The 12,859-nt window shown below is 47.0% G+C and carries 10 protein-coding genes; all 10 read left to right on the top strand.

The annotated features are described in order from the left end of the window. Positions 1-62 precede the first annotated feature (62 nt). The 10 genes from WBV27_RS13150 (at position 63) to rbfA (ending at position 12,813) form a co-directional block, all read left to right on the top strand. Positions 63-824, top strand: coding sequence for an isoprenyl transferase (locus tag WBV27_RS13150; RefSeq protein WP_424202572.1), 762 nt, complete (start codon positions 63-65; stop codon positions 822-824). Between the two features lie 10 nt (positions 825-834). Further along, on the top strand, positions 835-1,629 hold the full coding sequence (locus WBV27_RS13145) for a phosphatidate cytidylyltransferase (RefSeq protein ID WP_424202571.1): 795 nt from the start codon (positions 835-837) through the stop codon (positions 1,627-1,629). A 36-nt stretch (positions 1,630-1,665) separates the two neighbouring features. Then, entirely contained in the window at positions 1,666-2,940 is a 1,275-nt protein-coding gene (rseP, locus tag WBV27_RS13140; RefSeq protein WP_424202570.1) for an RIP metalloprotease RseP, read from the top strand. A gap of 82 nt (positions 2,941-3,022) precedes the next feature. Then, on the top strand, positions 3,023-7,357 hold the full coding sequence (locus WBV27_RS13135) for a PolC-type DNA polymerase III (protein ID WP_424202569.1): 4,335 nt from the start codon (positions 3,023-3,025) through the stop codon (positions 7,355-7,357). Between the two features lie 170 nt (positions 7,358-7,527). Then, positions 7,528-8,001 (top strand): ribosome maturation factor RimP, encoded by a 474-nt coding sequence (gene rimP / locus WBV27_RS13130; RefSeq protein ID WP_106449472.1) that lies wholly within the window; start codon positions 7,528-7,530, stop codon positions 7,999-8,001. A 31-nt stretch (positions 8,002-8,032) separates the two neighbouring features. Continuing rightward, a complete protein-coding gene (nusA, locus tag WBV27_RS13125) occupies positions 8,033-9,334 on the top strand; it encodes a transcription termination factor NusA (RefSeq protein WP_140185711.1) in 1,302 nt (433 codons plus the stop codon). Positions 9,335-9,352: 18 nt separating this feature from the next. Continuing rightward, positions 9,353-9,637 (top strand): RNase P modulator RnpM, encoded by a 285-nt coding sequence (gene rnpM / locus WBV27_RS13120; RefSeq protein WP_086627877.1) that lies wholly within the window; start codon positions 9,353-9,355, stop codon positions 9,635-9,637. After that, complete coding sequence (locus WBV27_RS13115; RefSeq protein WP_086627878.1) at positions 9,634-9,942, top strand: L7Ae/L30e/S12e/Gadd45 family ribosomal protein; 309 nt, start codon at positions 9,634-9,636, stop codon at positions 9,940-9,942. The genes rnpM and WBV27_RS13115 overlap by 4 nt, the downstream gene beginning before the upstream one ends. 22 nt (positions 9,943-9,964) lie before the next feature. Then, positions 9,965-12,418 carry a translation initiation factor IF-2 gene (gene infB / locus WBV27_RS13110; protein WP_086627879.1) on the top strand — a complete coding sequence of 818 codons (2,454 nt, stop codon included), beginning with the start codon at positions 9,965-9,967 and terminating at the stop codon, positions 12,416-12,418. A gap of 38 nt (positions 12,419-12,456) precedes the next feature. After that, positions 12,457-12,813, top strand: coding sequence for a 30S ribosome-binding factor RbfA (gene rbfA, locus WBV27_RS13105; protein ID WP_086627880.1), 357 nt, complete (start codon positions 12,457-12,459; stop codon positions 12,811-12,813). Positions 12,814-12,859: the final 46 nt, after the last annotated feature.

Genomic DNA, 12,859 nt, shown 5'->3' with positions numbered 1-12,859 from the left:
ATAGGAATTCAGGCGGGTTTTTGTTAAAATATAGAGAGTTACGAAAAAGTGAGGGATAAAGCATGGCTCTATTCAAGAGTGAGAATCCAAAAACAGAATTGCTGTTCGATGAAAACGGCATCGTTCCAGCCCATGTCGCCATCATTATGGACGGAAATGGCCGTTGGGCAAAGAAAAAATTGATGCCGCGGGTCTACGGACATAAAGAGGGCATGAATACCGTGAAAAAGATTACCATAGAAGCAAGCCGCCTTAATGTAAAGGTGTTGACGCTGTATGCCTTTTCGACAGAAAACTGGAAACGTCCGTCTGACGAAGTCAATTTTTTGATGGGTTTGCCCATCGATTTTTTTGATGTGTTCATGCCGGAATTGATGCAGAACAACATCAAAGTGACGACCATCGGCTGGATCGATCAATTGCCCGAAAAGACATTGAAGGTCGTGCAAAATGCCATCGAAAAAACGAAGGACAATACCGGCTTGATTCTGAATTTCGCATTGAATTATGGTTCCAGGGCTGAAATCATTCAAGCTACCCAAATGATTGCGCGCGATGTCGCATCGGGAAAACTCTCGGCAGACGAAATCACCGATGAAGTATTCGCCGGATACCTATTCACAAGTGAGCTTGGTGAATGGCAGAATCCCGACTTGCTGATCCGCACCAGCGGGGAAATCCGTTTGAGCAACTTTTTGCTCTGGCAGGCTGCGTACAGCGAAATGTACTTCACGGAAGAATTTTGGCCTGATTTTTCAACAGCCAGTTTGCGGGCTGCGCTAGCAGAATATCAGCATCGCAATCGCCGCTTCGGCGGCATATAGGGAGGATACCATGAAGGAAAGAGTAATCACAGGCTTAGTGGCTGGCGCCGTTTTTATCCCATTCTTATGGATTGGGGGATTGGCGTTACAACTGCTTATGACAGCAATCGGATTGATCGCTGTCCAAGAACTATTGAAGATGAAAAAACTGACCATCTTCAGTTTGGAGGGAATCATCACAGCTTTGGCGACCGTCCTTTTGATGCTGCCGGAATCCTACCTGCATTTCATCCCTGACGGCATCGATGCGATGCTTTTGATTTATTTGGAAGCACTGATTCTGTTCGTATTCACAGTGTTTTCAAGAAATGATTTCACATTTGATGATGCGGCTGCTTCCGTGCTGACTTCCCTTTATGTCGGGAGAGGATTCTATTATTTCATGCAGACAAGGGAAATCGGTTTTTTGATGGTACTCTTAGTGTTGTTCATCATCTGGGGGACGGATATCGGCGCTTACATGATCGGAAGAAAAATAGGCAAGAACAAATTGGCCCCGGCAATCAGCCCCAACAAAACGATTGAAGGATCCGTCGGCGGATCGATCGCTGCTGTGCTGATCGCCATCGTGTTTTTCCATTACTATAATCCATTGGGGTTATCGATGGGCCTGCAGATCATGCTGGCTGTCCTGCTTTCGGTCTGCGGGCAGATGGGTGATCTGGTTGAATCGGCATTCAAACGCTATTTTGGCGTCAAGGATGCCGGGAAGATATTGCCCGGACATGGCGGCATGCTCGATCGTTTCGACAGCACACTTTTTGTGATGCCGGTGTTCCATATTTTTCTGCATTTCATCTTTTAACAAAGCGAAGGCAAGATATAGAAAGGGAGGGATTACATGTTTCAGACAATCATAACGTTCATTATCGTGTTCAGCATACTAGTGATAATCCATGAATTCGGCCATTTCTATTTTGCGAAAAAAGCTGGCATTTTGGTTCGTGAATTCGCAATCGGCATGGGACCGAAAATCTTCTCTCATCGCAAAAACGGAACGACCTATACGATCCGGATGCTGCCTATCGGCGGTTACGTACGGATGGCCGGCATCGGGGATGAGGACACCGAGTTGAAACCCGGTATGCCGCTTAATATAACCATTGATGAGGCACAACAGGTCACTCAAATAGATTTAAGCAATAAACAACATTTGCATGCTGTTCCGATAGAATTACTGGAAGCTGATCTGGAACAGGATCTCTTCATAAAGGGCATCATTCCGGGAAGTTCGGAACCCGTTACCTATGCAGTCAAACGCGATGCGACAATCATCGAAGCGGACGGAACAGAGGTTCAGATCGCTCCCATCGATGTGCAATACCAATCAGCGCCCTTGCTGAAAAGGATGATGACGAACTTTGCCGGACCAATGAATAATTTCATTCTGGGCATTGCGGTGTTCATCACGATTGCGTTCGTGCAAGGCGGCGTTACGGTCAACGATAATCGCCTAGGTGAAATCCAGCCTGACAGCCCTGCGGAAACAGCCGGATTACGGGTGGATGATGAAGTCTTGGCCGTGAATGGCGAGGAGATCGCTGAATGGACGGAACTGGTTGCATCCATCCAAGCCAATCCGGGCAACGAAATCACACTCTCTGTCGTCACTGACGGCCAGGAAGCGCGTGATGTCCTCATAACGCCTGATACAAAAACCGATGAACAAGGCAATGACTATGGGCTGATCGGTGTTACTCCCCCGATGGATCGCACCTTGATGGCTAAAATCAGTTACGGGTTCAAAGAATTCTGGGTGATTGCCACTTCAATCTTCGGATTGGTCTTCTCCATGTTCAGGACCGGCTTCCAAGCCGATTCATTCGGCGGGCCTGTCGCCATCTATGCGGCAACGGAACAAGTTGTCGATTATGGCTTTCTGAGTGTGCTCAGTTTCTTGGCCTACTTGAGCATCAACCTCGGTGTCGTGAATCTTTTGCCGATTCCGGCATTGGATGGCGGGAAACTGCTGCTGAACGTAGTGGAAGGAATCCGAGGCAAGCCTTTGGATCCTGAGAAGGAAGGCATTATCACAGCTATCGGAATGGGGCTTTTGCTCCTGCTGATGGTCATCGTCACTTGGAACGATATCCAAAGATTTTTCTTTGGCCAATGATAGGAAGAAAATAAGAAGATTCAAAGAAAGGAAAGCTCATTCTTTGGATCTTTTTGTTTGTTAGTTGAGAAGGAGAGATCAAATGGCATTATCGAAACATGAATTGTTCCAGCAGATGCTGGAACAGATAAATCTGCATCACAAGCCGGAGTACCTGCCGTATTTTGAAAACGGGGAAATCGAACAGGTCATCGTGCATAAAAAATCCAAATTATGGTCATTCCAGTTCGTTTTTGATAACGTCCTGCCTTTTGAAGTGTTCAATGCTTTGATGAATCACATGAAAATAAAATTCCAATCCATCGCCACGATCGATTTTCAAGTCAAAACAAGGCAACCGATCTTGACGAATGAGAGCATCCTGGATTATTGGGAAACAGTCGTCCAGCGCAGCAACATTTCCTCGCCGTTGGTCCAGACTCTTTTTGCCAAACATACGCCTGTCGTCCTGAACAACAAAGTCGTGATCAATGTTGAAAATGAGATCACCAAAAATCATTTAGCGGATAACTATTTATCCGTTATCCAACAGAATTATCTGGTCTTGGGATTCCCGAGTTTCCAGATCATGATTGAAGTGGACGAGGAGGCATCCGAAGCCAGAATGGCGCAATATCTGGCTAGGAAGCAAGAGCAGGATGAAATGTTGGTCAAACAAGCGGAAGAAGCAATCAAACAAAACCAACAGGACAGACAACGCAGTGACGGCTCACAATCTAAAGCAGGCAACGGCCCCTTGCTGATCGGTAGACAAATTTCAGGCAAGGAAGAAATCAAGCAGATGGCTTCGATCACCGAAGAAGAGCGTTCCGTGGTCATCGAAGGCTACATTTTTGACAGTGAAATCCGTGAACTGCGTTCCGGACGGAAACTGCTCGTATTCAAAATGACGGATTACACCTCCTCGTTTTCGGTGAAGCTGTTCTCGTCGAATGAAACAGATGAACAGAACTTCGAACTGGTCAAAAAAGGCATCTGGGTGCGCGTGCGCGGGAGTGTCCAAGAAGACACGTTCATGCGTGACTTGGTTGTGAATGGCCGCGACGTCAATGAAGTGGCTCATGCGGAACGGAAAGATCGGGCGCCCGAAGACGAAAAAAGAGTGGAATTGCATCTGCACTCAAACATGAGCCAGATGGATGCCACCAATGGCATCGGCGATTTTGTCAAACAGGCAGCCAAATGGGGACACAAAGCCATCGCGCTGACTGACCATGCAGCCGCGCAAGGCTATCCAGACGCCCATGCAGCCGGAAAAGCGAATAACGTGAAAATTTTGTACGGGATTGAAGCGTACGTCGTCGATGACGGCGTACCGATTGCCTATAATCCGGTTCATGAAGATCTCAGCGAAGCAATCTATGTTGTATTCGACGTGGAAACGACGGGCTTGTCGGCAGTTTACGACAAAATCATCGAGCTGGCTGCCGTAAAAATGTACAAAGGAAATGTCATTGAGACATTCGAAGAGTTCATCAATCCGGGTCATCCGTTGTCGCAGACGACAATCCAATTGACCGGCATAACCGATGACATGGTGCGCGACTCCAAACCAGAGAAAACGGTGTTGGAGCAATTCGCTGCATTCGCTGAGGGTTCCATTCTCGTAGCCCACAACGCCAGTTTCGACATGGGCTTCCTGAACAACAGCTATGAACGCCATGGCATGCCAGAGGCGCCCCAGCCGGTGATCGACACCTTGGAGATGTCCCGTTTCTTGCATCCGCAATTGAAATCACATCGTTTGAATACGTTGGCGAAACGTTATGGCGTAGGTTTGGAACAGCATCACCGTGCGGTTTATGATTCCGAGACAACCGGTGCGCTTTGCTGGATATTCCTGAAGGAAGCACGCGAAGAGCACAACATCTTGTTTCATGATGAACTCAACAAATACATAGGCGGCGGTGATTCTTACAAAAGGGCACGGCCGTTCCATGCAACGATTTTGGCAAAAAATCAAGATGGGCTGAAGGACCTGTTCAAAATCATATCTGCTTCGAATATCGAGTATTATTACCGGACACCGCGCCTTCCGCGCAGCGTTCTGCAAGCGATCCGGGGAAACTTATTGATCGGTTCTGCCTGCAGCGAAGGCGAAATATTTGAGGCGATGATGCAAAAAGGGGCAGAGGTAGCAAAGGAGAAAGCCAAGTTCTACGATTACATCGAAGTCATGCCGAAAGAGGTTTATGCCCCGCTCATCACGAAGGAATTAGTCAAGAATGAAAGCGATCTGGAGGAAATCATCACCCAAATCGTTGCCATCGGGGATGAACTGGGCAAAACAGTGGTCGCAACCGGGAATGTCCATTACCTGAACAAGGAGGACGCCATCTACAGGGAAATATTGATCGGATCCTTGAAAGTGAACCAAGGGAAAGTTCTGCATATGCCGGAAGCCCATTTCCGGACGACAGATGAGATGCTTGATTGCTTCTCCTTCCTGGGCAAAGAAAAAGCCAAGGAAATCGTTGTTTATAATACCCAGAAAATTGCTGACAGCACGGAAGTGATCGTGCCGATCAAGGATCAATTGTATACACCCAACATGGAAGGTGCGAACGAGGAGGTCACGCGACTTTCCTATGATGAAGCCAAGCGTCTTTATGGCGAAGAACTCCCTGACTTGGTCGAAAAAAGGCTGGAGAAAGAGCTCAACTCGATCATCGGCAACGGCTTCTCGGTCATCTATCTGATTTCCCAAAAATTGGTGCTGAAAAGCAACCAAGACGGTTACCTGGTAGGGTCCCGGGGCTCGGTTGGCTCAAGTTTCGTAGCCACCATGACCGGGATCACGGAAGTCAATCCTTTGCCGCCGCATTACCGCTGTCCGGAATGCAAATATTCCTATTTCTATGAAGACGGATCGATCGGTTCCGGCTACGACTTGGAAAAAAAGGACTGCCCGAAATGCGGGGCGGACATGGACCGCGACGGACACGACATCCCGTTCGAAACCTTCCTGGGCTTCTACGGAGATAAAGTACCCGATATCGATTTGAACTTCTCAGGTGAATATCAAGCCCAGGCACATGCCTACACGAAGGAGCTCTTCGGTGAGGAGTATGTCTATCGTGCCGGAACGATCGGAACGGTAGCGGACAAGACGGCCTTTGGTTATGTGAAAGCCTATGAGCGGGACCACAACTTCAGATTCTCCTCTGCTGAAATTGATCGGTTGGCAAAAGGCTGCACTGGCGTCAAACGTACGACCGGACAGCATCCCGGCGGTATCATCGTTATTCCGGACTATATGGATGTCTATGATTTTACGCCTATCCAATTCCCGGCCGATGCCCAGGATTCTGAATGGAAAACGACCCACTTCGACTTCCACTCCATCCATGATAATGTGCTGAAATTGGACATACTTGGACACGATGATCCGACTGTTATCCGGATGCTCCAGGATTTATCCGGGATTGATCCGCAAACGATCCCGCCCAATGATCCGGATGTCATGAAGATATTCAGCGGTACCGAAGTGCTGGGTATCACGCCGGAACAGATATTCAGTAAAACCGGAACACTCGGAATACCAGAATTTGGGACGCGCTTTGTCCGGGGGATGCTGGAGCAGACGAGTCCGAACACTTTTGCGGAATTGCTGCAAATTTCGGGCCTTTCCCACGGGACGGATGTCTATCTGGGCAATGCCGAAACGCTCATCCGCGAGAACAACATCCCGCTGGCGGACGTTATCGGCTGTCGTGACGACATCATGGTATATCTGATCCATCACGGTATGGATGACGGTCTGGCCTTCAAAATCATGGAGAGTGTCCGTAAAGGGAAAGGGATCCCGGATGATTGGCAAGCGGACATGCGGGCAAAAGAAATACCTGAATGGTACATCCAATCGTGCCTGAAGATCAAATATATGTTCCCGAAAGCCCATGCTGCCGCGTACGTATTGATGGCTTTGCGCGTCGCTTATTTCAAAGTGCACCAGCCGATCCGTTATTACTGTGCCTTCTTCTCTGTGCGTGCGCAGGATTTCGATTTGGTCGCGATGACGCAAGGGAAAGAAATGATCAAGACCCGCATGAAAGAAATCATGGATAAGGGTTTGGAAGCGTCGGTCAAGGAGAAAAGTTTGCTGACCGTATTGGAATTGGCGAACGAAATGGTGGAGCGCGGCTTCAACTTCAAGATGGTCGATCTCGATAAATCGCACGCCAATAATTTCGTGATCGAAGGGGATACGCTGATTGCGCCATTCCGGGCCATCCCGGGATTGGGCGGCAACGTGGCGAACCAGATCGTTCAAGCGAGGGAAGCCCAACCGTTCCTCTCCAAAGAGGACTTGGCAACGAGAGGGAAGGTTTCGAAGACGATCATCGATTACATGAATGAAAATGGTGTGTTGAAAAACTTACCTGACGAAAATCAACTTTCTTTATTTGATTTTTAAGGGAAGGCTATTCCAAAGCCATTAGATTGGTAAGTCCTTGCAATTACTGACACAATGGTGTATGATTATATAAGAATAAGTCGTCGGATGGAGTGAGCGGAAACGCTCACTCTTTTTACGCAGTCAGCCAATGTATGACAGTGGTGTAGGATTGATAAAGGAGGATTTCTGTGAGTCGTGTAGTAGATGAAGTTCGAGTAGTGGTTCAACCAATAGTTGATGAACAGAATTTAGAATTAGTGGACATGGAGTTTTTGAAGGAAGGGAAAAACTGGTTTCTCAGAATCTATATAGATAAGCCAGGCGGCATCGATATCGAAGAGTGTGCATTGATCAGCGAAAAAGTCAGTGAAGCATTGGACGCCATCGACCCGGATCCGATCCCGCAAGCGTATTTCCTGGAGGTGTCCTCACCAGGAGCAGAGCGTCCATTAAAGACTGAAGCAGATATGCAGAATGCCATCGGTAAATACGTGCATCTGTCCTTCTATCAGGCGATTGATGGTGAGAAATTCTACGAAGGAACGTTGAAGGAATTAAATGACGAATCCGTCGTATTGACGATCAGAATCAAAACCAGAACCAAAGATATCGAAATCGAAAGAAAACAGATCGCAAACGCAAGATTGGCTATCCAATTTTAATCATTTTTTGAGATAGGAGTGAGGAAGTAATATGAGCAAAGAAATGTTAAGTGCTCTTGAAGTGTTGGAAAAAGACAAAGGTATTTCAAAAGAGATTGTCATCAGTGCGTTGGAAGCTGCGCTTGTGTCTGCATACAAACGTAATTATGGTCAGGCCCAAAACGTTGAAGTGGAATTCGATACTAAAAAAGGGGACATCCATGTCTACGCTGTTAAAGAAGTAGTGGATATGGTGTTTGATTCGACTTTGGAAGTGAGTCTGGAGGATGCTCTGCAGATCAACAAAGCATACGAATTAGGCGATAAGATCCGTTTTGAGGTCACTCCTAAAGATTTTGGACGGATTGCCGCTCAAACAGCCAAGCAAGTAATCATGCAACGTATCCGTGAAGCGGAACGCAGCATCGTCTACAATCAATTCATCGCCTATGAAAATGATATTTTGACTGGCGTCGTCGAAAGAATGGACAGCCGTTATATCTATGTGAGCCTTGGAAAAATTGAAGCGGTATTGTCCAAGCAGGAGCAGATTCCGAATGAAACGTTCCAGCCGCACGACCGCATCAAAGTGTACGTCACAAAAGTCGAAAACACTTCAAAAGGGCCGCAAGTTTTTGTCAGCCGCAGTCACCCCGACTTGCTGAAGCGATTGTTTGAACAAGAAGTTCCTGAAATCTTTGATGGCGTTGTCGAAATCGTTTCGATTGCCCGGGAAGCCGGAGACCGCTCAAAAGTAGCTGTGCGCTCCCGCGATAAGAACGTCGATCCTGTCGGCACCTGCGTAGGACCAAGAGGCCAGCGTGTCCAAGCAATCGTAAACGAATTGCGCGGAGAAAACATGGATATCGTTGAATGGAACGAAGATCCATCGATCTATATCGGAAATGCATTGAATCCGGCACAAGTCGTGAATGTGGATTTCCATCAAGCAGACGGTAGCTGCACAGTCATCGTTCCTGATTACCAGCTATCATTGGCCATCGGTAAAAAAGGTCAAAATGCTCGCTTAGCGGCCAAATTGACAGGCTATAAAATCGATATCAAGTCCGAAACGGAGTATAATAAGTTATTGATGGAATCCGGTGCTCAAAAAGTTGCATCCGATGAAGAAGATGCTGATACACTTCATTCCTTCGCTGGCTTGGATAAGATTTTTACGGCTGAAGAAGTCGCTGAAGATATCGCTATTCCAGCGGACGAAACGGATTATACGGAAGAATACGAAAATGATGAAAAAATCCTTGATCCTGAAGATGTAGAGCAGCTGATCTCGGAAGTCGAGACAGATCCGGAACAAAGCTATGATGAATTAGCAGAGGACTTTCAAGACTAATCAGTGAGGTGAAGGTTTATGAAGACAAGAAAAGTTCCGATGAGGAAATGTGTCGTCTCGAATGAGATGAAACCAAAAAAAGAATTAGTCCGCATCGTAAAAAATCAAGCAGGTGAAATCGCCATTGACCCTACCGGCCGCATGAATGGCCGTGGAGCCTATGTCTCGCTGGAACCTGCGTTGGTGCAGAAGGCTTGGAAGCAACACATTTTGGAAAAACACCTTGAGACCGCGATCAGTGATGCGTTCTATCAGGAGTTATTCGATTATGTCGAACACCAAAAAGCAAGGAGCTTATTATGACACCTGAAGATAAGATGTTGAATTTGCTGGGATTGGCATTGCGCGCCGGCAAACTGATCACAGGTGAAGAGATGACCATCAAGTCCATCCAAAAAAATGAAGCTGTCTTCGTCCTCTGTGCGACGGACTGCAGCGATAACACCAAAGAAAAATTAGAAAACAAATGCCGCTATTATGAAGTCCCGTTCCTGGTGCATTTCACTTCGGAACAAATCAGTCAAGCAATAGGCAAGTCCCGTTCCATTTGCGCTTTGACCGATAGAGGATTCGCCAAAAGTTTCATGCGGCTGAAAGGAACAAAGTAATGAGATAAGGGAAGGTGATGACATGGAAAAAAAACGTGTCTACGAGTATGCAAACGAACACAAGGTATCAAGCAAAACGGTGTTGGATAAAGCAAAACAATTGGGGATCGATTATCATAGCCATATGTCAACCATGGAAGACGGAGACATCAAAAAGTTGAACCAATCCATCTCTTCCCCTGCTGGAAATCAGGTTGCCAAGCCAAGTGCACCGCAATCCAATGCGCCACAGAAGAAGCAACCAGCAGACATCAAAAAGGCGCCTGCAACCGGAACACATAAAACTACTGATAAGAGTGAACTGAGGAAAAACACAGACATGAAAAATAAACCATCGAATCCTTCTCTGAATCAAAAAAACGGTTCCGAAAATAAAGGACAAACAAGAAATACTGCAGAAAAGAATACAAATCGGCCGGCGCAAGCCACAAGCCAAGCTGGACAAAATCGTCCAAATACTAAAATGAATCGAGTTGACTCTGTTTCGCCAAACAAATCAAATGACAAACCAGTGCAGAAAACTGCAAACACGAATACTACCACCAATGCGCCAGCCAAATCAAACCGTCCATCATACGGTCAAAATTCAGGCGGTTCCAATCCACGCAGTCAAGGAAATCAAGGGAGAGGCAACAATCCCTACAATAAAAACAAGCGCTCAAAATTCAAAAAAGGCACAACTAAGCAGGGACCGGCAGTTCCTCCACGCAAATTCCGCGAGTTACCGGAAACATTCGTCTATACAGACGGCATGAATGTAATGGAAGTTGCCAAAAAGCTTCACCGTGAGCCAGCTGAAATCATCAAAAAATTATTCCTGATGGGTATCATGGTCACGCAAAACCAAGCATTAGGAAAAGACGCCTTGGAATTGTTGGCTACTGATTATGGCATCGAAGCCGAAGAAAAAATCGTTCAGGATATTTCCGATTTGGACAGCTATTTCGAAATGGAAGAAAATCCGGAAGACTTAGTTGCAAGACCACCTGTTGTCACTATCATGGGTCACGTCGATCACGGTAAAACGACGCTTTTGGATTCACTGCGCAACACGAACGTCATCCAAACCGAAGCAGGCGGAATCACGCAGCATATCGGCGCTTATCAGGTCAAAATCGATGGCAAACCGATCACGTTCTTGGACACACCAGGACATGCTGCCTTTACGACGATGCGTGCCCGCGGAGCGGACGTCACAGATATCACGATCATTGTTGTCGCAGCTGACGACGGTGTGATGCCACAGACAATCGAAGCTATCAGCCACGCAAAAGCGGCTGATGTTCCCATCATCGTTGCCGTAAACAAAATCGACAAACCGACAGCAAATCCAGATCGCGTCATGCAAGAACTGTCCGATCAAGGTTTGGTTCCGGAAGCATGGGGCGGCGAAACGATTTTCGTCAACATCTCGGCTAAGTTCGGACAAGGGATCGATGAATTGTTGGAAATGATCCTGTTGGTAGCTGAAGTCCAGGAATTGAAAGCTAATCCGAATCGTTTAGCGATCGGTTCCGTAATCGAAGCCCGTTTGGATAAATCAAAAGGACCGATTGCTACCGTCTTGGTGCAGTCAGGTACTTTGAAAATCGGCGATCCGATCGTAGTCGGTAATACGCATGGCCGTGTCCGCGTAATGACCAACGATCAAGGCAGACGCGTGAAAACGGCTGGACCTGCAATGCCAGTCGAAATCACAGGTTTGAATGCAGCACCGCAAGCCGGGGATCACTTTGTTGTCTTTGAAGATGAGAAGACAGCGCGTCAAGCCGGTGAAGAACGTGCGAAACGTGCCCTTATGGAGCAACGTTCAACGCAGAATCGCGTGACTTTGGACAACTTGTTCTCCAGCTTGAAAGACGGAGAACTTAAAGACGTCAATGTCATCATCAAGGCTGACGTGCAGGGTTCAGTTGAAGCCTTGGCTGCCAGCTTACAAAAAATTGAGGTCGAAGGTGTCCGCGTTAAGATCGTCCACTCGGCAGCAGGCGCAATCAACGAGAGTGACGTTACCTTGGCGGCAGCCAGCAACGCGATCATGATCGGATTCAACGTCCGTCCGACTCCTCAAGCGAAGATCCAAGCGGATAACGAAAATGTGGACATCCGTCTACACCGTATCATCTACAACGCCATCGATGAAATCGAAACAGCGATGAAGGGCATGCTGGATCCTGAATTCGAAGAGCAAGTAACTGGTCAAGCGCTTATCCGTGAGACCTATAAAGTTTCTAAAGTCGGCACAATCGGTGGAGCGTTCGTAACGGATGGCTACATTGGAAGAAGCAGCAGTATCCGTATCATCCGTGACAATATCGTCATTTTCGACGGCAAACTTGCCAGCTTGAAGCGATTCAAGGATGATGCCAAAGAAGTTAAAAAAGGCTTCGAATGTGGTGTAATGATTGAAGATTACAACGATATCCGCATCGATGATGTCATCGAAGCGTACCATATGGTTGAAATCAAGAAATAAAGCGCCACAGCAATCGAACTAGTGAGAGGTGAACCGAAATGGCTAATTTCAGAGCAGGAAGAATCAAACAAGAAATACAACGCGAAGTGAATGATATCCTGGCTAAGCGTGTAAAAGATCCGCGTGTTGCGAATGTGAACATCACTGATGTGGAAATCACCGGTGACTTGCAGCAAGCAACCATCTATTACAGCACATTGTCGGAACTTGCCAGCGATCGTGAAAAAACGCAACTAGGATTGGATAAGGCTACTGGCCTTGTCCGCAAGGAACTTGGAACGCGTTTGACACTTTACAAGACACCAGAATTGATCTTTAAACGAGATGAATCGGTGGCTTACGGCAGCAAGATCGATGAATTGATCCGCAAGATGCATGAGGATGAAAAAAAATAGATTTCATATCTGCGAACAAAAAGACAGCTACAATGATCATTACGAT

Source organism: Trichococcus sp., from assembly GCF_049589555.1.
In the GTDB taxonomy this organism is placed as follows: domain Bacteria; phylum Bacillota; class Bacilli; order Lactobacillales; family Aerococcaceae; genus Trichococcus.
Note: the sequence above shows the minus strand (reverse complement) of the source record. Positions and strands in the feature narration are given on the sequence as shown.